The 22,325-nt window shown below is 69.8% G+C and carries 21 protein-coding genes; 10 read left to right on the forward strand and 11 right to left on the reverse strand.

Annotated features, from left to right (window positions below; all coding sequences use genetic code 11):
* Positions 1–51 precede the first annotated feature (51 nt).
* From HLH28_RS01850 to HLH28_RS01865, 4 genes are all read left to right on the forward strand, one after another.
* Positions 52–1,464, forward strand: a complete 1,413-nt coding sequence (locus HLH28_RS01850) for a sugar porter family MFS transporter (protein WP_182953565.1) — start codon at positions 52–54, stop codon at positions 1,462–1,464.
* A 28-nt stretch (positions 1,465–1,492) separates the two neighbouring features.
* Positions 1,493–2,239 carry a dienelactone hydrolase family protein gene (locus HLH28_RS01855; protein WP_182953567.1) on the forward strand — a complete coding sequence of 249 codons (747 nt, stop codon included), beginning with the start codon at positions 1,493–1,495 and terminating at the stop codon, positions 2,237–2,239.
* Positions 2,236–3,633 (forward strand): MFS transporter, encoded by a 1,398-nt coding sequence (locus tag HLH28_RS01860; protein WP_408869799.1) that lies wholly within the window; start codon positions 2,236–2,238, stop codon positions 3,631–3,633. Before HLH28_RS01855 ends, HLH28_RS01860 begins: the two co-directional genes overlap by 4 nt.
* A gap of 310 nt (positions 3,634–3,943) precedes the next feature.
* Positions 3,944–4,471, forward strand: coding sequence for a hypothetical protein (locus HLH28_RS01865; protein ID WP_182953572.1), 528 nt, complete (start codon positions 3,944–3,946; stop codon positions 4,469–4,471).
* A 4-nt stretch (positions 4,472–4,475) separates the two neighbouring features.
* Here HLH28_RS01865 and HLH28_RS01870 read toward each other — a convergent pair whose 3' ends face one another.
* On the reverse strand, positions 4,476–5,096 hold the full coding sequence (locus tag HLH28_RS01870; RefSeq protein ID WP_246395580.1) for a class I SAM-dependent methyltransferase: 621 nt from the start codon (positions 5,094–5,096) through the stop codon (positions 4,476–4,478).
* A 35-nt stretch (positions 5,097–5,131) separates the two neighbouring features.
* On the reverse strand, positions 5,132–6,049 hold the full coding sequence (ubiA, locus tag HLH28_RS01875) for a 4-hydroxybenzoate octaprenyltransferase (RefSeq protein ID WP_182953577.1): 918 nt from the start codon (positions 6,047–6,049) through the stop codon (positions 5,132–5,134).
* 147 nt (positions 6,050–6,196) lie between these two features.
* Between ubiA and HLH28_RS01880 the strand changes: the two genes are divergently transcribed.
* The 3 genes from HLH28_RS01880 to mbfA all read left to right on the forward strand — a co-directional run bounded on the left by HLH28_RS01880 (position 6,197) and on the right by mbfA (position 9,672).
* Positions 6,197–6,979 carry a 16S rRNA (uracil(1498)-N(3))-methyltransferase gene (locus HLH28_RS01880; RefSeq protein WP_182953579.1) on the forward strand — a complete coding sequence of 261 codons (783 nt, stop codon included), beginning with the start codon at positions 6,197–6,199 and terminating at the stop codon, positions 6,977–6,979.
* A gap of 79 nt (positions 6,980–7,058) precedes the next feature.
* The gene (locus tag HLH28_RS01885) at positions 7,059–8,471 is read left to right on the forward strand and encodes a glutamate--cysteine ligase (protein ID WP_182953581.1); all 1,413 of its coding nucleotides are present in this window, start codon (positions 7,059–7,061) and stop codon (positions 8,469–8,471) included.
* A 241-nt stretch (positions 8,472–8,712) separates the two neighbouring features.
* Positions 8,713–9,672, forward strand: coding sequence for an iron exporter MbfA (gene mbfA / locus HLH28_RS01890; RefSeq protein ID WP_182953583.1), 960 nt, complete (start codon positions 8,713–8,715; stop codon positions 9,670–9,672).
* 38 nt (positions 9,673–9,710) lie between these two features.
* Here the strand turns inward: mbfA and pdxR are convergent, their stop codons facing one another.
* Positions 9,711–11,153 carry a MocR-like pyridoxine biosynthesis transcription factor PdxR gene (gene pdxR / locus HLH28_RS01895; RefSeq protein WP_338029634.1) on the reverse strand — a complete coding sequence of 481 codons (1,443 nt, stop codon included), beginning with the start codon at positions 11,151–11,153 and terminating at the stop codon, positions 9,711–9,713.
* 113 nt (positions 11,154–11,266) lie between these two features.
* Here pdxR and HLH28_RS01900 point away from each other — a divergent pair, with 113 nt between their 5' ends.
* Together HLH28_RS01900 and HLH28_RS01905 are read left to right on the forward strand one after the other, a co-directional pair.
* Positions 11,267–11,950 (forward strand): pyridoxamine 5'-phosphate oxidase family protein, encoded by a 684-nt coding sequence (locus tag HLH28_RS01900; RefSeq protein WP_182953585.1) that lies wholly within the window; start codon positions 11,267–11,269, stop codon positions 11,948–11,950.
* Between the two features lie 108 nt (positions 11,951–12,058).
* Positions 12,059–12,733 carry a LolA family protein gene (locus tag HLH28_RS01905; protein ID WP_182953588.1) on the forward strand — a complete coding sequence of 225 codons (675 nt, stop codon included), beginning with the start codon at positions 12,059–12,061 and terminating at the stop codon, positions 12,731–12,733.
* Here HLH28_RS01905 and rsmI read toward each other — a convergent pair.
* A complete protein-coding gene (rsmI, locus tag HLH28_RS01910) occupies positions 12,727–13,764 on the reverse strand; it encodes a 16S rRNA (cytidine(1402)-2'-O)-methyltransferase (protein WP_182953590.1) in 1,038 nt (345 codons plus the stop codon). The genes HLH28_RS01905 and rsmI overlap by 7 nt on opposite strands.
* On the opposite strand from rsmI, the gene HLH28_RS01915 reads away from it, so the two are divergent.
* The gene (locus tag HLH28_RS01915) at positions 13,752–15,200 is read left to right on the forward strand and encodes a penicillin-binding protein activator (protein ID WP_408869800.1); all 1,449 of its coding nucleotides are present in this window, start codon (positions 13,752–13,754) and stop codon (positions 15,198–15,200) included. The two genes, rsmI and HLH28_RS01915, sit on opposite strands and share 13 nt — an antisense overlap.
* Positions 15,201–15,250: 50 nt before the next feature.
* Here HLH28_RS01915 and HLH28_RS01920 read toward each other — a convergent pair whose 3' ends face one another.
* From HLH28_RS01920 to HLH28_RS01950, 7 genes are all read right to left on the reverse strand, one after another.
* On the reverse strand, positions 15,251–15,616 hold the full coding sequence (locus HLH28_RS01920) for a hypothetical protein (RefSeq protein WP_408869801.1): 366 nt from the start codon (positions 15,614–15,616) through the stop codon (positions 15,251–15,253).
* A gap of 220 nt (positions 15,617–15,836) precedes the next feature.
* Positions 15,837–16,757 carry a lysophospholipid acyltransferase family protein gene (locus HLH28_RS01925; protein ID WP_182953593.1) on the reverse strand — a complete coding sequence of 307 codons (921 nt, stop codon included), beginning with the start codon at positions 16,755–16,757 and terminating at the stop codon, positions 15,837–15,839.
* Positions 16,754–17,737, reverse strand: a complete 984-nt coding sequence (gene lpxK / locus HLH28_RS01930) for a tetraacyldisaccharide 4'-kinase (RefSeq protein ID WP_182953595.1) — start codon at positions 17,735–17,737, stop codon at positions 16,754–16,756. The genes HLH28_RS01925 and lpxK overlap by 4 nt, the downstream gene beginning before the upstream one ends.
* Entirely contained in the window at positions 17,737–19,722 is a 1,986-nt protein-coding gene (locus tag HLH28_RS01935; RefSeq protein WP_246395582.1) for a glycosyltransferase N-terminal domain-containing protein, read from the reverse strand. The genes lpxK and HLH28_RS01935 overlap by 1 nt, the downstream gene beginning before the upstream one ends.
* 63 nt (positions 19,723–19,785) lie before the next feature.
* Positions 19,786–20,277, reverse strand: coding sequence for a DUF934 domain-containing protein (locus tag HLH28_RS01940; protein WP_182953597.1), 492 nt, complete (start codon positions 20,275–20,277; stop codon positions 19,786–19,788).
* The gene (locus tag HLH28_RS01945) at positions 20,264–21,967 is read right to left on the reverse strand and encodes a nitrite/sulfite reductase (protein WP_182953600.1); all 1,704 of its coding nucleotides are present in this window, start codon (positions 21,965–21,967) and stop codon (positions 20,264–20,266) included. The genes HLH28_RS01940 and HLH28_RS01945 overlap by 14 nt, the downstream gene beginning before the upstream one ends.
* Positions 21,957–22,295, reverse strand: coding sequence for a DUF2849 domain-containing protein (locus HLH28_RS01950; protein ID WP_182953603.1), 339 nt, complete (start codon positions 22,293–22,295; stop codon positions 21,957–21,959). Before HLH28_RS01950 ends, HLH28_RS01945 begins: the two co-directional genes overlap by 11 nt.
* Positions 22,296–22,325 lie beyond the last annotated feature (30 nt).

The raw sequence follows: 22,325 nt of genomic DNA on the forward strand, positions 1-22,325 counted from the left end.
CGTGGTTCCGGCATTCCGCGCCACAGGAAGAATTTGGGGGAGGAGCCCGTCATGTCACCAGACCAGTCACCCGCGCAGGTGACGCCGGGCGTCGGCGGATCGTCGGCGGCGGCGCGGGCCGTTGTCGTCGGGATCCTCGCAGCCATGGCGGGCCTGATGTTCGGGCTGGATACCGGTGTCATCGCCGGCGCGCTGGGCTTTATCGGTGACGAATTCCATGCTTCGGCGCGCATGCAGGAATGGATCGTCTCGTCCATGATGGGGGCGGCGGCCCTGGGATCGATCATGGCCGGCCGGATCTCCTTCCGGTTCGGTCGCCGCCGGGCGCTGCTGGGGGCGTCGTTGCTGTTCCTGGCAGGGGCCCTGGTTTGCGCGCTGGCGCAATCCATCACGATGCTGATCGTCGGGCGGATCATGCTGGGAATCGCGGTGGGCATCGCGGCCTTCGCGGCGCCGCTCTATATTTCCGAGGTGACGCTGGAGGCGGTGCGCGGGGCAATGGTCTCGTTCTACCAGCTGATGGTCACGCTGGGCATCTTCCTGGCCTACATGACCGACAGCCTGCTGTCCTACGGCGGTCACTGGCGCTGGATGCTTGGCCTGATGGCGGTGCCGGCGGCCTTGTTCTGTGCCGGCTGCCTGTTCCTGCCGGACAGTCCGCGCTGGCTGATGATGCGGGGCGAGAAAAGCCGCGCCAGTCAGGTGATGCGTTACCTGCGCGCCGACCCGGTCGAAGCGGATGCCGAAATCAGCGATATCGCCAAGGAACTGCGCAAGCCGGGGGGGAATGGCTTCGTCCTGTTCCGCACGGACGCGAATTTCCGCCGGTCCGTGCTGCTGGGGGTGGCGCTGCAGATCATGCAGCAGCTGACGGGCATCAACGTGCTGATGTATTACGCGCCCAAGATTTTCCAGGCCGCGCAGTTCGGGGTGTCGGCGTCGACCTGGGCGACCGCGCTGATCGGCTTGATCAACATGGCGGCGACGGGATTCGCCATTGCGTTCATCGATCGGTGGGGGCGCCGTCCGCTGCTGATTCTCAGTTGCGCGGTGATGACGTTCGCCATGCTGGCGGCCGGCGGGCTGATGGCGGCCGGCGGTGATTCCACGTCGCATGACATGGGGATGGTGGGTGCGCTGCTGCTCTTCGTCGCGGGCTTCGCGATCGGCGCCGGGCCGCTGGTGTGGACGCTGTGTTCGGAAATCCAGCCTCTGCGCGGCCGCGATTTCGGAATTGCCTGTTCCACCTTCACCAACTGGTCCGCCAACTGGCTGATCAGCAATGTGTTCCTGTCGGTCCTGGCAACGCTGGGCGAGGCCAGGACGTTCTGGGTATTCGCTGCGATGAACGGCCTGTTCATCGTGATCACCCTTGCCTACGTTCCCGAGACGCGGGGCGTCTCGCTGGAGGAGATCGAAGCCCGGCTGATGGCCGGGCGCCGGCTGCGCGACCTGGGCCGTTGACCCCAGCGCGGGAAAGGAGACTGAACCCATGATCATCCGTGGCGACGAGACCGCCGACATCCTCACGCCGGGCGGCCCGATGCGGATGCACCTGCTGCGTCCGGCGGGGGAGGGGCGTTTTCCCGGCGTGATCCTGTTTTCCGAGATCTACCAGGTTACCGCGCCGATCCGTCGCCTTGCCGCCATGGTGGCCGGTCAGGGTTATGTCGTCGCGGTGCCGGAAGTGTACCACGAATATGAACCCGCGGGCACCGTACTGGCCTATGACCAGGCCGGCACCGACCGGGGCAACGAGCTGAAATACGCCAAACCTGTCGCGGCCTATGACGACGACGCGCGTGCGGCGGTGGCATGGCTGGCATCGCATCAGGCCTGCACCGGGCGGATCGCGACGATGGGCGTCTGCCTGGGCGGGCATCTGGCGTTCCGTGCCGCGATGAACCCCGCGGTGTCCGCAGCGGCCTGCTTCTATGCCACCGACATCCATTCGGCCACGCTGGGGCAGGGCCGCCATGATGATTCCCTGGCGCGCCTGGCCGACATCCCCGGCGAGGTGATGATGGTCTGGGGCCGGCAGGACCCGCATGTGCCTTTCGCGGGCCGCCAGGCGATCCGCGGGGCGCTGGAAGAGGCCGGCGTCCGCTACGAATGGCACGAGGTCAACGCCCAGCACGCCTTCCTGCGTGACGAAGGGCCGCGCTACGATCCGGCATTGTTCCTGCAGGCGATGGGCTGGACGGCGGCCCTGTTCGGCCGCACCCTGCGGGCGGGATGACGGGCATGGCGGCGCGGCCGGCGCGGGTCCTGGTCGAGGGCGAGGGGTTGCATGGCGGGGCGCGGGCGATGGCGATGTTCGCCGTGGCCCTGTCGGTCCTGCTGTCGGTTCTGGACTATGCCATCGCCAACGTCGCGCTGCCGACGATCGCGCGCGACATCCATGCGACCCCGTCCTCGTCCATCTGGGTCATCAACGCCTATCAGCTGGCCAGTGTTTCCACCCTGCTGCCGCTGGCGTCGCTGGGCGCGCGGGTCGGCTTCGCGCGGCTGTGCCGCATCGGGCTGGCGACCTTCGTCGTGGCGTCGGTCCTGTGCGCGATGTCGCACACGCTGCTGGAACTGGCGCTGGCCCGGGCATTGCAGGGTGTCGGCGGGGCCTGCATCATGAGCGTCAATATCGCGCTGGTCCGCTTCATCTATCCGCATGCCGAGATCGGCAAGGGGATCTCGCTGAACGGTGTCGTCGTCGCCACCGGTGTCGCGCTGGGGCCGACCATCGCCTCCGCCGTCCTGTCGGTCGCGAACTGGCCGTGGATCTTCCTGATCAACCTGCCGCTGGGCGGGGCGGCGATGCTGGCCGCCCTGTTCTATCTTCCGCACACGCCGCGCAGCGAACGGCCCTTCGACCTGACCAGCGCGGCGCTGAACGTCGTGGCCTTCGGGGGGCTGATCGTCGGGCTGGACAGCCTGGTCCACCGGACCGGGCCCGCGCTGGCGGTCTGGCTGCTGCTGGCGGGGGCCGGGGCCTTCGTGCAGCTTGCGCGCCGGCAGGCGGGACGGCCCGACCCGATGCTGCCGATCGACCTGCTGGCGGTGCCGGACTTCCTGGTCGCGTTCGGGGTCGGGTTCGGGGCGTTCATCGCCTCCAACTTCTTCATCATTTCGATGCCCTTCACGCTCGAGGCCGTGCTGCACCGTTCGGCCGTCGCGACCGGCCTGCTGATCACGCCCTGGCCGGTCGGGATCGTGCTGATCGCGCCCTTCGTGGGCCGGGTGGCCGACCGGATTCCGGCGGGGGTGCTGTCGTCGATCGGGTTGTGCGTGACCGGCACGGGATTCGTCCTGCTGTGCTTCCTGACGCCGGAGGCCAGCAACTTGGATATCGCCTGGCGGATCGGCGTGGCCGGGGTCGGGTTCGGGATCTTCCAGCCCCCCAACAACCGCGCGATGATGGTGTCCGCCCCGCACGGCCGGTCGGGCAGCGCCAGCGGCATGGTGTCGGTGGCGCGGCTGTCCGGCCAGACGATGGGGGCGATGTTCGTCGCCCTGACCTTCGGCTTCGTCGTCCATGATCCGACGCTGCGCTGCCTGGAACTGGCAGCCGTGTTCGCCTATCTGTCCGCGCTGCTCAGCGCCGGCCGGTTGGTGAAGCCGCGCACCCGCGCATCATGACCGGAATATAATGATCCGATTTGACGCGGATCATTTGCGACAGCCCCCGGAGCGCGCCGTTTTCCGGGCAAGAGGCGGCCGGATGCCGATCGACCGTCGTGGCCGCCGCACCGGATTTTGTTACGCATGTTTCAGTAACGAAAATCTGATCGTGCGGTATCTTGTGCCGGTGAAGGGGCTGTTCCGGCGGGACGGATCCAGCGCGGGAGGCCGGCGAGCCACCCGGCGATCCTGGTCTGGCTGGTGAGGCGACAAGACGCCGCCGGTTCGTGGATGACCGGCTGTCCCTGCAATCGCGGAGGGATTGGTCATGCGAAACAGTGCCGTGCTGCCCGTCGCCAAGGGGCGGGAAACAAATCGTGCCATGCTGCGTCGCGCTGGCGGGCTGATCGGGGCCTGCGTCCTGGGGATGGGGCTTTCGGGCTGCGTCGGGCCGACCGGTCCGGTCTACGGGCAATGGTCGGGGTACCAGTCGGATGGCGTCAGCGGATACGACCGCAACGTGAAGCTTGTCCTCGACGGCAGCCCTGGCGCGCGCGAGGGCGTGTATCACCTGCGGGTGACGCAGATTAATCCGACGGCGCAGCTGCAGGGGGCGTCCGGCGGGTATGCCGACGATCGCTGGGTGCTCAGCACTGTAAAGGCCAACGGCCGGACGTGGAGCCGCATCCACCTGCTGGGCGTGCCGAACGCGCAATATGCGACGTACGACATGCTGCCCGACCGTACGCTGGTGCCTGACATCGGCGGCGAGAGCCCTGCCGCCTCCGAAAATTCGGCGATGGCCTATCGGCTGAGCGTCCAGTCGCCCGACATCTACGCCTACGGACGGATCTGATCCGTCACGACGGGCGAACACGATAGAGCGTCGTCCGGCGCACCGTCCGGTCTTCCAGTTCCATGGTGGTGGGGATGTCGCGGGTCAGGAGGATGTCCAGCCCGTCGCGTGGCAAATAGGCGCGGCCGGGATCGGCGATCCAGACCTCTGCCGTGCGGGCGCAGCGCCGCAGCCAGGGCAGGATGTGTTGCGTCATCGGGTTTTCGTAGCACACATCCCCGCACAGGATCAGGTCCCAGCAGGCATCCGCGCCGACCAGGTCCGCCCCTGTGGCGGTGACGTCCACGCCATTGGCGTCCGCGTTCAGCGCGATGGCTGCCACCGCCAGGGGATCGATCTCCGCGGCCTCGACCGATGCCGCGCCGGCCCGGGCGCAGGCGATGGCCGCGATGCCGCATCCCGCCGCAAAATCCAGGACCCGCCGTCCGGCGACCAGGGCCGGATTGTCCAGGATGTGGCGGGCCAGCAACTGGCCGCCCGGCCAGGCGAAGGCCCAGAAGGGCGGTTCGATGTCGTTCTGCGCCAGCCAGGCCTCGCTCGCCTGCCAGACCGGGGTGATTTCGGTGGCGAGGTGAAGGGCGATTTCCGGGACCAGGAGGGAATGGGCCAGCAGGGTGTGCCCCATGATGAAAGCCCGTGCGTCCGCGGGCTCGCGCGGGTTCATCGGCCGAGGAGCCCGGCCAGCAGCGCCAGCGCCACGGCCAGCCCGGTTTCGCGGTTGAAGCGGAACAGGGCCAGGCATCGTCCGGGATCGGCGACGTCCAGCCGCGCGACCTGCCAGGCCATCGCCGCCGCGGGCAGCAGCATCGCCGGCCAGAATCCGGGCCCAATGCCCCCTAGCCCCCCCGCTGCCAGCAGTGCGGCCAGTGACAGGGCATAGCACGCGCCGACGAAGCCGCGGGCCTGCCCGGCCCAGAGGCGGGATGTCGATTTCACCCCGATCCGCGCGTCTTCCTCCATGTCCTGGAAGCCGTAGATCGTATCGAAGCCCAGCTGCCACAGGATGGTGGCGGCATACAGGACCCCCCAGGCCGCGTCGATGCGGCCGGCCGCCGCGGTATAGCCCAGCGGGGCGCCGAAGCCGAAGGTGAATCCCATGACCAGCTGCGGCCACCAGGTCACCCGCTTGGCCAGGGGGTACAGCGCGACCAGCAGCAGCGACGACGCGCCCAGCAGGCGTGACAGCGGATTCAGGCACAGCAGGATCGCCAGCCCGATCGCCAGCAGGATCAGCAGGAAGAGCGCGGCCTGCCGCATCCGCAACGCGCCCGAGGCCAGCGGCCGTCCCGCCGTCCGGGCGACGCGCCGGTCGATGTCGCGGTCCCACATGTCGTTCACCACGCATCCCGCGGCCCGCATCACAAGGCTGCCGACGCCGAACAGTACGATCAGCCGGATGCGTGCATGCGCGTCGACGCCATTTGCCAGCAGGATGCCCCACACGCCCGGCAGGAACAGAAGCCAGGTGCCGATCGGGCGGTCCAGCCGCGCAAGCAGCGCGTAGGGGCGGATCGCCGGCGGCAGCCTGCCGACCCACCCTTCGGCACGGATATCGGTGTGAGGTAGGGAACCGCTCAACGTCTGGGTCTCCGGCCGGAAATATCCGGCCATGACGCCGGATCGCAAGGCTGCTAAGGCCCGGGTGTGATGGGCCGGATGGTTCGTCACGGTCAAGGGGGATCAGCCGTCGCCGGACGGCGGTGCGTGCAGGAGTATTGGATTGGCATGAAGGATTGTCCCCGCCTGTTCGTGGACCCCGCGACGCAGCCGCCGATGCAGGACGGCGCGATCCTGGACCTGATGCCGGCGCACGCGCATTATCTGGGCACGGTGCTGCGGCTGGGGGCAGGGGACGAGGTCGCCCTGTTCAATGCGCGCGACGGGGAATGGCTGGCACGAATCGAGGCGATCCGCCGCGATCGCGGGCAGGTGCGCCTGCACCGCCAGGTCCGGCCGCCGACCATCGGGCCGGAAGAGGCCGCGACCGGTCCGGTTCTGCTGTTCGCACCGCTGAAGCGGGATGCGACAGACCTTGTCATCCGCATGGGTACGGAACTGGGGGTCGGGCGTTTCCTGCCCGTCCTGACCGAGCGGACCAACACCCACCGGGTGAACGGCGCGCGTCTTGCCGCCATCGCCGTCGAGGCGGCCGAACAATGCGAACGCCTGGATGTGCCGGAGGTCGAGGGACCGCTTCCCCTGGTCGATCGCCTGGCGGCATGGCCGCAGGGGCGACGCCTGTTCGTCGCCGCCGAACGGCCCGCGCAGCGGGACGGGGCGGCGGACGTCGATGCTGCCCGCGACGAGGGGCCGCGTGACGGCGACGGGCTGCTGGTCGGGCCGGAGGGCGGATTTTCCGCCGCCGAGGTGGCTCTGTTGCGTTCGCGGCCGTTTGTTACGATGATCTCGCTCGGGCCGCGCATCCTGCGCGCGGACACGGCGGTGGCATGCGGCCTGTCCCTGATGGGGGCTGGTTTCCGCCGCGCGTCTGGTGCAGGGTCGCGCTGACTGCCGGTCGGCCCCGGCCGGCGTTCGTCCGGTCGGCCGATCGGTTATTTTTCTGTCTCTGAGGACTTTTCCGAAACCCATGTCGAATCCCGGCGAGCAAGATATCACCCCGATCGAATCGGTGACCCAATTGGCCGCCCTGCTGGCGGAGGGGGGCAAGCCGCGCGATCGCTGGCGGATCGGGACCGAGCATGAGAAATTCGGCTTTGTCCGCCCCGAGGCCGCCGGTCCCGGCCGCGCCGCCTGGATGCCGCCGGCCTACAGCCCCGATGGGATCGCCGAGATCCTGGCCGACCTGCGCCGCCAGGGCGACGGGGGGGAATGGGAAGGGATCTTCGACAAGGGGAACCTGATCGGGCTGAAGGGGATCGGGCCGGAACGCGGCGGTTCGGTCTCGCTGGAACCGGCCGGGCAGTTTGAATTGTCGGGTGCGCCGCTGGCCAGCCTGCATGACACCGGGCACGAGATGGCGCGGCATTTCGAGGCGATCCGTCCGATTTCCCGGTCGCTGGGGGTGGGATTCGCGCCGCTGGGCTTTCACCCTACGGCGCGTCGGGCGGACATGCCGTGGATGCCCAAGAGCCGGTACGCCATCATGCGGGCCTACATGCCCAAGGTCGGGTCGCTGGGCCTGGATATGATGCAGCGGACCTGCACCGTGCAGGTCAATCTGGATTTCGCGTCCGAGGCGGACATGCTCCGCAAATTGCGGGTGTCCCTGGCGTTGCAGCCCGTGGCGACGGCGCTGTTCGCCAATTCCCCGTTCCATGAGGGCAAGCCCAACGGCTTCCTGTCCAATCGTGCGCAGGTCTGGACCGATACCGACAACGCGCGGTCGGGGATGCCGGCCGCCTTCTTCGGGGCCGATTTCGGGTTCGAGCCCTATGTCGAGTGGCTGCTGGACGTGCCGATGTATTTCATCGTGCGCGACGGGGTGGTCCTGGACGTAGCGGGGCGGTCGTTCCGGGCCTGGATGAACGGCGACCGCCAGGACGGGCTGGAAGGCCTGACGCCGACGGTCGGCGATTTCGAGGATCATATGACGACGGCGTTCACCGACGTCCGCCTGAAGCGTTTCCTGGAAATGCGCGGCGCCGATGCCGGATCGCCGGAGATGATGATGGCGCAATCGGCCCTGTGGGTCGGGCTGCTGTATGACGACGCCGCCTTGGCCGCTGCCGACGCCCTGGTCCGCGAACAGGCGTGGGAAGAATATGCCGGCCTGCGGGCCGTCGTGCCCCGTCTTGGGCTGGACGCCCCATGGGCAGGCGGCTGCGCTCGCGATCTGGCCCGCCGCATGGTCGATATCGCGGCAGGGGGGCTGCGCGCGCGCGCGCTGACCGATGCGGCCGAGCGGGATGAGAGCCGTTTCCTGGAACCGCTGCACGAAATCGCGGCCGGTGGCCCGACGCAGGCCGAGCGGTGGCTGGCATTGTATCACGGAGCATGGAACGGCGACGTGAACCGGATCTTCGCCGAAGCCGCGATCTGAGCGGCGGGCCCTCGCGCGCCGGAGTCCGGTTTCAGCCAGGCTCGGTGCCGCACGCCTTTTTGGTATTTTTGCCATTCCCTGATCAGGGCAACGGAATTCGTCACTGCGAGGCCTGGCCTTCTGGCGGGGATTGCGTCTTTTGTGTGCGGTGACATTTTGATTTTCCTTGCTGATAACGCGAACAATTCTCACGGTATCGAAATGTCTTGAGTCGGCGGGGCGGCCTCGGCATACAGACGCCATGCGGAAATTCACGACCCTGAGCGATCAGGACATCCTCGCACTCGCCATTTCGAACGAGGAAGAGGACGCGCGGATCTATGCCGATTTCGCGTATGCTCTGCGTGAAAACTATCCTGATACCGCCAATATTTTTACCGACATGGCGAAAGAGGAGGACGCGCACCGGCGCGACCTGATCGACCTCTATGTCCGGCGGTTCGGCACGCATATCCCGCTGGTCCGTCGGCAGGACATTGCCGGTTTCATGGTGCGCCGCCCCGCCTGGCAGGTGCAGGGGCTGGGGATCGACGCCGTGCGCCGCCACGCCCGGCAGATGGAAATGGACGCCGCGCGGTTCTATCGCCAGGCGGCGCTGCGCACGACCGACGCGGCGACACGCAAATTGCTGGGCGACCTGGCGGTGGCCGAGGACCGGCACGAACAGGCTGCCGGAGTCATCGAACTCAACCGCCTGCCCGCCAGCAAGCGCGAGGACGAGGACGAAGGCGCGCGCCGCCGCTTCATCCTGCAGGTGATCCAGCCCGGGCTGGTCGGGTTGATGGACGGATCGGTCTCGACCCTGGCCCCGGTCTTCGCCGCTGCGTTCGCGACGCATCAGCCGTGGGAAGCCTTCCTGGTCGGGATCGCGGCGTCGGTCGGCGCCGGTATTTCCATGGGCTTTGCCGAGGCGCTGTCGGACGACGGCAAGCTGTCCGGCCGGGGGGCGCCGCTGCTGCGCGGGCTTGTCTGCGGCCTGATGACAACGGCAGGCGGCATCGGCCATACCATCCCGTTCCTGATCGGGGATTTTTCGCTCGCGATGCTGATCGCCATCGTGGTGGTGGTGGCGGAATTGTTCGTGATCTCATGGGTGCGGTGGCGGTACCAGGAGACGCCGTTCGGATCGGCGATCGTGCAGATCGTCATCGGCGGCGCGCTGGTCTTCGCCGCCGGTATCCTGATCGGTTCGGCGGGATAGGGTGGATCGCGCTCGGGCACCGCACGCCCGACGGGATGCTATGATCGGTCGACCGCCGCGCGGATATGCCGCGCCGCGCGATCGGCCCCGTCGTCGGTCGCGCTCGCGATGCCCAGCAGCAGCCCTGGCCGCGCGGGGCCCAGATGGAAATCCGACAGGGCGCGGATCGCCAGTCCGCGCGCATTCAGTGCGCGGACGACAGCACGATCGTCCATCGCCGGGTTGGTGAACCACGCGGCAAGCTGAAGCCCGCCTTCGCCGGTGCCGGGGGTGAGGATGTCGGCGCAGTGCCGGCGCAGTGCCGCGACGGTGGCGGCCATCCGTGCGGCATACAGCGCACCCATCCGGCGCACATGTGCCCGCAGATGCCCGTCATTCAGGAAATCGGCCAGCGCGAGCTGGACATGGACCGGCACCGCCGTGCCGCGCATCCGCAATGCGGCGGCCACCCGGGGGGCCAGCCAGGCCGGCAGGATCGCGTAGGCGACATGCAGCCCCGGCACCAGGATTTTTGAAAATGTGCCCAGATAGGCCACGGATTCCGTCCGATCGATGCCCTGCAAGGCGGCGATGGGGCGCGATCCGTACTGGAATTCACTGTCGTAATCGTCCTCCAGGATCACCGCGCCGCTGGCCTGCGCCGCGCCCAGCACCGCGAGCCGGCGCTGCAGCGTCATGGTGGCGCCGGTCGGGTATTGATGCGACGGCGTCACCGAAATCAGGCGGGGCGGCGGGCCGTCCGCCCGCGCCACGTCCATGCCGTGTGCGTCGCACGCGACCGGCACCAGCCGCGCCCCCGCCGCGCGCAGCAGCGCATGGGACGTGGGATAGCCCGGGTCCTCGACCCAGGCGACGTCGCTGCCCGGCGTGCCCGGATGCTGCAGGACGACGCGGGCGATTACGTCGATGGCCATGCGGGTCGACGGCACGACGACGACCCGGTCCACTGTCGCGACGACGCCGCGCGTGACCGCGACATGGGACAGGATGGCGGCGCGCAGTTCCGGCGTCCCGGCCGCGAGGCCGTAGCCCAGTTCGACCGTCCGGCCTGAACGGGCCCGCGCGCCCAGGCAGCGGGCCCATGCGGCATGGGGAAAGGATGTCAGATCCGGCAGGCCGGGCTGGAACGCACCCGGTGCCGGGTTGTCTGGCGAAAGGGATTGCCCCGGCGGCGGGGATTCGGCCTTGGCGGCACGCCCGTGCGGCGGCGGGGATGGCAGGGCGGCGATGCGCGTCGCCGACCCGCCGCGGGCCTCCAGGAATCCCTCGGCGCGCAAGCGTTCGTAGGCCTGCACGATCGTCGATCGCGCGAGGCCCAGCGCCGCGGCCAGCGCCCGGCTGGACGGCAGGCGATCGCCCGCGGCGAACTGGCCGCCCAGGATCCGGTCGCGAATCGTGCGATGGATCTGTGCCTCCAGCGCGCCGGCGCTCCGGTCCAGCACCAGCCAGGCGGCCGGCGTGCGCGTCGTGTCCTGTGCCACGAAAGACGGGATCCTTCCGATGAAACTGGTCTGGTCAAAATCGTCCAGGTGGACGTTCCCGGCAGACCGTTCCACACGGCAGCATGATGAAGCAACAGGCAGGAGCCTCCCCGATGTCCGATCCCGTTTCCCCGCAGCCGGATTCCTATCCCGTCACCGAACGCAACCGGGTCCGCCGGGAGCATGAGCGGGGCAGCTACGCGCATGCCGATGTCCATGCCATCCTGGACGCGACGCCGGTGTGCCATGTGGGCTACGTCATCGATGGGGCGCCCTATGTCACGCCGACCCTGCATTGGCGCGTGGGAAACCGCGTGTACTGGCACGGGTCGGCGGCCAGCCGCTTCCTGCGCGCGGCCGAGGGCACGCGGGTCTGCCTGACATGCACCCTGATGGATGGCTACGTGATGGCGCGGTCGGCCTTCCACCATTCGGTCAATTACCGCTCGGCGATGGTCTTCGGCACGGCCCGGCGGCTGGAGGGCGGGGACGAGATCACCACCGCCCTGCGCGACATGGTCGAGGATCTGTTCCCCGGCCGCTGGGACACGCTGCGTCCGATGACGGCGCAGGAGTTGAAGGCGACCGCCGTGCTGTGGATGGACATCGAGGAGGCCAGCGCCAAGACGCGTTCGGGGCCGCCCGGCGATACCGCCGAGGCCGAGGTGCCGGTCTGGGCCGGGGTGCTGCCGATGCGCACGGTGCTGGATGCGCCGCAGGGGGCGCCGGAACTGCCGCCGGGGATCGAGCTGCCGCCCGGGCTGGCGGCGCTGGTGGCCTCGGGCGGCCTGCGCTGAATCGTCCCGGACGGACGGTCCGGAACGCCTTGATCTTGCCGGAATGATCGGGCAACGAGGAGAGGCCGGAGGACCCGCCGGCAGCCCGCTTGTGCCCGATCGGACCCCATGACGCGACAGCCTCGTCCTTCAAAACAATTCCTGCGGCCCGTGCGGCTTGCGGCCGGCCTGCTGGCCGGTCTGGCCGTCCTGGCCTGTCCCGCGGTGCTGCCCGCCGCCCGGGCGCAGACGGCCGCGGCGCTGGCCCTGTCGCCATCGGACCGGGGATGGGTCGGGCGGGTCCAGGCCTATCTGAACGGCATCACGACGCTGGAGGCCCAGTTCCAGCAACTGGCCCCCGACGGCAAGCGGACGACTGGCACCGCGTGGCTCAACCGGCCGGGCCGCATGCGCTTCGAATACGACAAGCCCAGCCCGCTGCTGCTGGTGGCCAATCATGGCCAGGTTGTCTTCAACGACAGCCAGCTCGGCCAGACCACGACGATCCCGCTGGACAAGACGCCGCTGGGTCTGCTGCTGCGGCCCGACCTGCAACTCTCGGGCGATGTGACCGTTACCGGTTTCACGCATGCCAATGGGCTGGTGCAGGTCACGCTGGCGCGGACCGCGTCGCCCGGGGACGGGAGCCTGACGCTGGTGTTTCATGACAATCCGCTGGCCCTGCGCTCTTGGAGCGTCGTCGATGCCCAAGGACAGGAAACCCGCGTCGACCTGTTCAATGTCCGCCTCGGCGGGGGGCCGCAGCCCGACGGCCTGTTCGATACGGATATCGGCGATCAGTAACCGTGCGGGTCCCCCGGCTGCCCTTCCTCGCGGGCCAGTTCCAGCGCACGGGCATAGACCGTGCGCTTGGGCAGGTTGACCGCCCCGGCCACCAGTGCCGCCGCGTCCTTGACCGACAATGTGGCCAGGGCCGCGCGCAGGCGCGTATCCAGGTCGGCCGCCCCGCGATCGTCGGCACCCGGCGGCCCCAGCAGCACCGTGATTTCGCCCCGCGCGCGCGTGGCGTCGTACCAGTCGGCCAGCGTGCCGACGGGGCCACGCCGTACTTCCTCGAACCGCTTGGTCAGTTCGCGTGCCACGGCGGCGGGACGGTCCGCGCCGAAAATATCGGCCAGGTCGGCCAGCATGCCCGCCAGCCGGTGCGGGGCCTCGTGCCAGATCAGGGTCGCGGACAGCCCGGCCTGCTCGGCGGCGCGCAGCGCGGCCAGTGTTTCGCGCCGCGCGGCCTCGCGCGGCGGAAGAAAGCCCGAGAACAGGAACGGATGCGGCGGCAGGCCGGACAGGGTCAGCGCGGTCACGGCGGCATTGGGGCCCGGCACGGCGGTGACCGGGATGTTCGCCGCGATGGCCGCCCGCACCAGCCGGAATCCGGGATCGGACAGCAGGGGCGTGCCGGCATCCGACACGATGGCGATGCGCCGCCCGCGTTCCAGCATGTCGATCAGGGCCGGAATCCGCTGTTGCTCGTTATGGTCGTGAAGGGGTTCGGTGCGGACCGAGATGGCGCGCGACGCAAGCAGACGGGCGGTGACGCGCGTGTCCTCGCACAGGACCAGGTCCGCGCCCGACAGGGTGGTAACCGCCCGGTCGCTGAAATCCGCCAGATTGCCGATCGGGGTAGAGACCAGCGACAGACCGCCCCCGGTGGCGCCAGGCGGGGGGGCGTCGTCGGTGTCGTCCATGACATGGTCCGTGGCGTCGGGGGGGGCATGACGGTCCGGTCCCGCTTCGCTATGGGAAGAGGGGATCGCGGACGGGTCTCCGTCCGGCATGGAGCGGAAAGGCAGGGACGAGGAAGATGAATCGGACATGTGGACTCCGGTCGCAGAAACGCGGGGCAGATGCAACCGTTCGCGGCGTGTCCGGCAGGACCGGCCTGCTGATGGCGGTGTCGCTGGCGGGGCTTGCGGCCTGTGCCGGTCCGTCCCCGTCGGGGCCTGCCGTTGTCGGGCCCCCCGGTGCGCCCGCCCCCGCACCGGTGCCGCCCGGGCGCACCGTCGGCGTGCTGCTGCCGCTGGGCGGCGCGAATGCCCATCTGGGACAGGAGATGCTGGCCGCCACGCGCCTGGCGCTGGACGTCCCCGGCGCGCCGCCGCTGGATGTGCGCGACACGGCGGCGCCGGGTGGGGCAGGGGCCGCCGCGCAGGCGGCAGTGGGCGCCGGGGACGGCGTGATACTGGGCCCGCTGACCGCCGGCGATACCGGCCAGGCGGCGACGGTCGCGGCATCGGCCTCGGTGCCGCTTCTGGCCTATACCAGCGACGTCTCGCTGGGGCGGCCGGGTGTGTGGGTGCTGGGGATCGCGCCGGAACAGCAGGTCGCGCGCCTGGTCGCCGCCGCCCGTGCCGAGGGACGGCAGCATTTCGCGGCGTTCCTGCCGGATAATGCGTTGGGCCGGGCGATGGGCACGGCCCTGACGGAGGTCTGCGCGGCCCAGGGGCTGCCGACGCCGTCGGTGGTCTATCACACCGCCAGTCAGGCCAGCATCACCCAGGGCCTGAAGACGCTGTCCGATTACGACAGCCGCCTGGCCGCCGCCCAAAGCGCGGCGGAAGCCGCGACGCCGCCCGACGCGGCGGCGGTCGACCCGCTGGCAGGCGCCGCGCCGGCGACAACGGCCGTGCCGGCCACACCCGACGGCACGGCGGCCCCGGCGGCCGCCGCCCCGCCGCCGCCCCGGCTGGGGCCGCCGCCGTTCGACGCCCTGCTGCTGGCCGATACCGGGCTGCAACTGGCCCAGGTGATCAACGCGCTGGATACCGTGCAGGTGATCGGGACCGGGACGGGGGGCAGTCAGTCGGGTGCCGGGGCACAGGCCGCGCCGCCGGCCGGACCTCCGCCGGTTCGGCTGCTGGGATCGGGGTTGTGGGGGGCGTTTGCCGGAAAGCTCGGCCGGTTGCAGGGAGCATGGTACGCGGCGCCCGACCCCGTCAGCCGCCAGCGCTTCATCCAGATCTTCATGGCGCGCTACCACCATATGCCGACGCCGCTGGCGGACCTGTCCTATGATTCCGCGGCGCTGGTCGGCGCGTTGGATCGCGCCCGGACCGAGGGGCAGCCGAACGGGTACAGCGTCGAGGCCCTGACGCGGCCCGATGGATTTTCAGGAGTGGATGGGGTGTTCGGCCTGACGCCGGATGGTCGGACGCGGCGGGATATGGCGGTGTTCCAGATCCAGCCCGGCGGCGGCGGCCGGATCGTCGTCCCCGCGGCAGGGCGCCTGGCGCGGGACGGAAGCCAAAGCTGATCGGGTGGAGAAAGCCCGGTTCGGGAGAAATACCAGGGAAACGGGGGCGATCAGGCCGCCGCCGTCGCCCCGCAGGCCAGGACCGGACGAATGGCGTAGAGGGCGGCCTCGAAGCTCTTGAACGTGCCCAGGCGATAATCGCGTAGATGGTCGACCAGGACCCAGTTCATCCCCTCGGGCCGCACCAGATAGGCGGGATCGGCATTTTCGCGGACCCAGACCAGGACATGTTCGATCACCCCGTCGTCCGACCGCGCGGCAACGTCGACATCGCACAGTCCCATACAGGTGCCGGCATCGAGCCACCGCATCAGATATTCCCGATGCCGGGGCAGGAAACTCAGGCGCAGGGGGATCACATTGCAGGGGCTGGTAAGGGACGGGGTGTCTACCTTCCGGGTCATTGCCATGGGCATCTGAATGTCCTCGCAGGGGGGGTGCAGAGGAACGCTAATGCGCGTCAGACGGCATTGCCAAATTGAATCTGTGCGACAGCGCCGCACAAACAGGCAGAACTTTGTCTATGTGGCAAAAAAACAATGCTCTGTTACGTATTAGCCTTAATGTTGGGCACGGAACGGTGCAATTGCTTAGGAATTGGTTTGAAAGAATAGGGCTGCGGCGGTCCGCTGCCCGTCAGGACACTTTCCGCGGCCATCGGCGGTGAAGCCATAACCAGCTTCCCGGACGGGCGCGGATCCAGTCTTCCAGCCGGTCGTTGACGGCTTGCGTCAGGGCCAGCACATCGGCCTGGCGGTCCCCGCTGTCGGGCAGGGGCAGCGGCGGTTCGACGTGAATGCGCAGGCGTGCGGGACCCAGGCGTTCGACATAGCCGGGGATCACCGCGCAGCGATAGCGCAGCGCCATGGCGGCCAGGGCCGGCGCGGTCATCGCCGGATGGCCGAACAGCCGGGCTTCGATCCCGTCATTCATCTTCTGGTCCACCAGCATGCCCAGGCGCCCGCCCCGGGCGATGTGGGCCAATGCACCCCGCGCCCCGCGCGCGCCCTTGGCGAAGAGCGGAACGGATTGCCCCATCGCCTCGTCGCGCAGGGCGCGGATCATCCGGTCGATCAGGGGATTTGCTGCTGCGCGATAGAAGGATGCGAACGGCAGGCCGTGATGCGCGACCGCCGGCGGCAGCATTTCCCAGTTGCCGATATGGCCGGAGACGAAGATCACGGCCCCTCCGCGCGCCGCCTGGGCGGCCAGATGCTCGCCCCCCGTCACGTCCCATCCGGGGCCCTGGACCGGGTCGCGCGGCAGGTTGGACAAATGGGGGAATTCGCCGACCGTCCGGCCCAGATTGTCCCACACGTCGCGAATGACCGCGCGTCGTCCCGCCCGGTCCAGCCCCGGCAGGGCAAGGCGCAGATTGGCATCGGCCACCCGCGAGACCCGCAGGCGCGGACCGATGGCGCGGCAGATCGCCCCGCCCATGTCGGACGCGCGGACCGGCCCCAGGCGACGCAGCAGCGCCAGCGCCCCCCGCGCCGCCAGGGCCTCGATCCGCATGAGCATCGTGACGCGCGGGCCCGTGTCGCCGCCATCGGTCATCGCGGCACCCCTTCCAGCCAGAGATCGAGAAGCCGCTCGGGGGCAGCCGGATCCGCCCACGCCAGCCGGACGTCCACGCATCGAATTTGTGACCGGAAAGCCACAGGCAGTCGGACGGCATCCTTGGGCGTGGTCAGAATAATTGCGTCATGCGCGCGGGCGGCATCGCGCAGGCGACGCAGATCGGAGGCGACATAGGGATGATGGTCGGGGAACGGCAGGCAGGCGGCCAGGGACAGGCCCTGCCGGCGCAAGCCGTCGAAGAATTTGTCCGGCCGCCCGATCCCGGCGAAGGCGACGGCCTGCCGGCCGTCCAGAAGAGCCGCTGCGTCGTCCATTTCCAGATGCGCGCGCAGGACCGGCAGCGACGCGGGCAGTGCCGCCGCTGCCCCGGTCAGATCATCCCCGATCAGGATGGCGGCACGCGCCCGGGCCGCGCCGGCCGCCACCGGTTCGCGCAGCGGGCCGGCGGGCAGCACGTGGCCGTTGCCGAAACCGCTGGTCCCGTCGATGACCAGCAACGGCATGTCCTGGTGCAGGCCGGGATTCTGGAAACCGTCATCCATCACCAGGCAGTCGGCTCCGGCCGCGATGGCGGCGCGCGCGCCCGCGGCGCGGTCGGCGGCGACGATGCAGGGCGCGACGCGCGCCAGCAGCAGGGCCTCGTCTCCCACGGTGGCGGCGTCGTGGCGGGCGGGATCGACCCTCACCGGGCCGCGCATCCGTCCGCCATAGCCGCGCGTCAGGAACTGCACCGCGCGCCCCCGTCCGACCAGGCGCCTGCCCAGATCGAGCGCCAGGGTCGTCTTGCCCGCGCCGCCGGCCGTCAGATTGCCGCAGCACAGGACCGGGACCGGCGCCCGCCAGCCCGGCCGACGCATCCGTCGCGCGGTGCCCAGCGCATAAAGCGCGGATGCCGGCATCAGCAGGCGGGCGATCCAGCCGCCGTCGGGATCGGACCAGAAGCGCGGCGGGTGCATCAGTATCCCGCCATGGTCAGGAGGCGCGCCGCGATCCGGTCCGGCAGGTCCGGGTCTCCGACGGGGGCGGCGGGGAGACGGTCCTGCGCCAGGCGCGCGGGATCGGACAGCAGGCCGTCCACCCAGTCCGCCAGGGCGGCCGGATCGGCGACGATGGCGACGGCATCGCCCAGCCGGGCGAAGGCCTCGGTGAAATTGTCCGTCAGCGGGCCGGACGCCAGGGCCGCGCCCAGCCGGGCCGGTTCCATCGGGTTGTGGCCGCCGCGCCGTCCAGGACCGGGCAGGCTGTTGCCGATGAAGACGATCGGCACCGCCCTGTAGAACAGGCCCAGTTCGCCCATCGTATCGCAGATCCAGAACCGGTCGGCCGGCCCCGGGGTCGCACCCAGCGCGCGGCGGGGGGCGGGGGGTGTGTCCAGGCGCGCCGCGATGTCCGCGCCCCGTTCGGGATGGCGGGGGACGATCACGGTCAGCAGGTTCGGGTGACGCGCGCGGATCAACCGGTCGGCTCGGGCGATCAGTTCTTCCTCCCCGTCATGGGTCGAGGCGGCCAGCCAGACCGGGCGGTCGGCGATCGCGCCGACGATCCCCGCCAGTTGTACCGGATCGGCCGGAAGCGGGGGGGCGGCATCCTTCAGGTCGCCGGGAACGTCCACCCGCGTGGCGCCCAGCGCGCGCAGCCGGGCCGCGTCCTCGGCCGAGCGCGCGGCGATCCAGCCGAAGTGCGACAGCATGCGCTGCGCCAGTCCCGATACCCTTCGCCAGCCGTCGCGGGATCGGTCGGACAGGCGGGCGTTGACCAGGGCGATCGGAATGCCGGCGCGATGGCAGGCCTCGACCAGATTGGGCCACAGCTCGCTTTCCGTCAGGGCCGCGGCGTCGGGACGCCAGTGACGCAGGAACCGGCCGATCCAGCGCGGCACGTCCAGCGGCACGAACTGGTGGATGGTCCGCCCGCCCCATGCCGCGTCGGCCATACGGCGGTCCAGCAGGTCGGCGGCGGTGACCGTCGCCGTCGTCACCAGGACGTGCAGCGTCGCGTCGCGCGCCAGCATGCGTTCGATCACCGGCAGGATCGACAGGCTTTCACCCACGCTTGCGGCATGCAGCCAGACCAGCCGGCCGGCGGGGCGCGGACGCGCGGTCAGGCCCATGCGTTCGCGCAGGCGATCGCGCCGTTCCTTGCCGCGCGCCAGTCGCCGCCGCAGCAGCAGGACCAGGGCCGGCGCGATCAGGGTGGCCAGCAGGGCCCACAGGCGCGACAGCATCCCGGCCGGCGTGGGGCAGGCGGCATCGGTTGCGGCATCGATGGCGTCCCCGATCCGTCGCGCGGCCTCCGCCCGGTCGCCGCGCGACGGCGTGATCGGCGCGCCGCAGACGACGCGCCCGCGTCCGAACGGCAGCGGGATCAGCATCCGGTCCCAGGTGCCCAGACGCCAGGACCGGCACCACGCCCCCACTGGCACCACCGGCGCGCCGGACAGCAGGGCCAGGCCCGCGATCCCCGATTGCGCATGGCGGCGCGGACCGCGCGGCCCGTCCGGGGTGACGGCGACCAGGCTGCCATCGCCCAGCTGGTCCAGCAGGCCGCGCAATGCCGCGGCGCCGCCCTTGTTCCTGTTCTTGCGGTCCGTCGAGCCGGCGATGACGTCGACCCCCCAGGGGGCGACGATGTCGGCGATCATCCGTCCGTCGCGATTGCGGCTGACCAGTACATGCATGCGCAGCGCGGGGTCGCGCCGTGCGGCCCACCACCACAGGGCGGGGGTCAGGACCAGCGTTTCATGCCAGAAGGCGACCAACGCGGACCGCCCGTCGCGGGGCGTCAGCACCGGCAGGGCGTCGGGATGGATGTCGAACGTCCAGCGCGTGGTCCGCAGCGCCAGGACCAGATAGGACCGCAGCATCCCGATGGCCAGGGCACGGCCCCGCCCGCCTGCCAGCAGGCGTTTCAGCATGTCCGGCCCCGGACGGGGAAGCAGCATGTCATGCGCCTGCCGGTAGCATGGGCGACCGGCGGGCGGAAGGGCTGGACGCCCCTCCCCGGATCAGGCCAGGAAGCGCCGCAGTCCGAATCCTTCGGCGCGTTCATCGCGCACCGCGGGCTGGTAGGCCGTGGTGAAGCGTTCATGCGCCCGCGCCCACACGGCCGGGTCCGCGCCATCGGGCAGCTGGACGGTCGAAACACCGCAGCGCAGCAGGAATTCATACTGGTCGGGCAGCGGGCGTCCGGTGACGCGGATGTCGCCGGCAAAGTCCAGATGTTCGCGCAGGGCCCGTGCCTGGCTGAAGGCGCGTCCGTCGCGGAAGGTCGGGAAGGTGACGCCGACCAGCGCCAGGCGCGGCAGGGCCGCGCGCAGCACGGCGATTTCGGCGTCCGGCGGCAGGGCGACGCCCAGCTTCTCGCCGGCCGGACGGGCCAGCCCGTCCTCCAGCCGGTCCAGCGGCACGATCACCGGGCCGGTTGGGGGCAAGAGCTCGTCGCCGCCGATGGTGGTCCAGAAATCCTCGACGATGCGGCCATTTTCAAGCAAGGGCATAGACGGCGTCCTTGAACAGCGCGGCGCCGAGCCGCCGATAGGTGTCGAGGAAGCGTTCCCCGTCGGTGCGGTGGACCAGGTAGGCGTCGACCAGGTGCGCGATCGCGTCCACCGTCGAATCTTCGGGCAGGGCCGGGCCCAGGATCTGGCCGATGGCGGCGTCGCTGGCGGCCGAACCGCCCAGCGTCAGCTGGAAGAATTCCTCGCCTTTCTTGTCCACCCCCAGGATGCCGATATGCCCGGCATGGTGGTGGCCGCAGGCATTGATGCAGCCCGAGATCTTGATCTGCAGGTCTCCGATCCGTTCCTGCAGGTCGGGATTGGCGAAGCGGGCGCTGAGCTTCTGCGCGATCGGGATCGAACGCGCATTCGCCAGCGAGCAATAATCCAGTCCCGGGCAGGCGATGATGTCGCCGATCAGACCGATATTGGCGCTGGCCAGCCCCGCGCGGCCCAGTTCCTGCCACAGCGCGTGCAGTTCGTCCTGCCGGACATGGCCCAGGACGACGTTCTGCATGTGGCTGATCCGGATCTCGCCGAACGAGAAACGCTCCGCCAGGTCGGCGATGGCGTCGAGCTGCGCCGACGTCGCGTCCCCGGGAATGCCCCCGTCGGGCTTGAGCGAGATGACGGCCGAGATATAGCCCGCCGCCCGGTGCGAATGGGTGTTGGTGCGGACCCAGCGGTCGAAGGCCGCGTCGGCGCGGCGCGCCCCGGCGAGGCGTTCGGCGGCGTCGGACGGGGCGTCCAGCGCCGGCGTGCCGAAGCGGGCACGGATGGCGGCTACCGTTTCGGGCGGCAGGCGATAGCGCGCGCGGTCCATCGCCGCGAATTCGGCGTCCACCTTCTCGCGATAGCCTTCGGCGCCCAGCGCCTGCACCAGGATCTTGATGCGCGCCTTGTAGATGTTGTCGCGGCGACCGTACTCGTTATAGACGCGGATCATCGCCTCGAGATACGCTAGCAGGTCTTCTTCCGGCAGATTGTCGCGCAGATGCACGCCGACGATCGGCGTACGGCCCATGCCGCCGCCGACGAAGACGTCGAAGACCGTCCCGTGGCGCCCGGGCTTGGCCACCAGTCCGATATCGTGGAAGCGCGCGGCGACGCGGTCGTTCGGGCTGCCGCTGATCGCGATCTTGAACTTGCGCGGCAGGAACGAAAATTCCGGATGCAGCGTCGACCATTGCCGCAGGATTTCGGCATGCACGCGCGGGTCCAGCAGTTCGTCCGCCGCGGCGCCGGCGAACTGGTCGCAGGTGACGTTTCGGATGCAGTTGCCGCTGGTCTGGATGGCGTGCATGTCCACCGTCGCCAGCCGGGCCAGGATATCGGGCGTGTCCTCCAGGCGGATCCAGTTGAACTGGATGTTCTGGCGGGTGGTGAAATGCCCGTAGTCGCGGTCATAGGTTCGCGCGATATTCGCCAGTTCGCGCATCTGGCGGGAATCGAGGATGCCGTACGGAATGGCGACCCGCAGCATGTAGGCATGCAATTGCAGGTACAGCCCGTTCATCAGGCGCAGCGGCTTGAACTCGTCTTCCGACAGGGTGCCGGACAGGCGGCGGGCGACCTGGTCGCGGAACTGCTCGACCCGGTCATGCAGGAAGGCGCGGTCCACCTGGTCGTAGGCATAATGCCCGACCGGCGCGATGCCGGAACTAGGGGCGGCGAGGATCTCAGCGGACATCGGGCGGAACCTCGGTCAGGGTGGCGAATTCCGGGTGAACGGTCGGGCCGAAGGCGCGGATGCGCTCGCGCACCGTGACCGGCACGGGCGTCGTGCTGTCGTCGCGCACCTGCACGCCATAGACGCCGACGACGCCATCGGCCTGCTGCCGCCGCGCGGTGGCGTCGATCACGGCCTCGATCCCGTCATTGGAAAAGACGTGGGCGGCGTCGATGCGCCCGGACCACGCGCCATCCCCGGCCAGCCAGACGATCCGTCCGTCCAGCAGCCGGTTGGCGGTCACGACACTCGACCCGCCCGCCTCGCGGCGGTTGCTCCTGACATCCACTTTGGTTTGTCCTCTGTCAGCCGGGAAACC

Origin of the sequence: Gluconacetobacter tumulisoli (assembly GCF_014174155.1) — a bacterium.
GTDB classification, from domain to species: Bacteria; Pseudomonadota; Alphaproteobacteria; order Acetobacterales; family Acetobacteraceae; genus Gluconacetobacter; species Gluconacetobacter tumulisoli.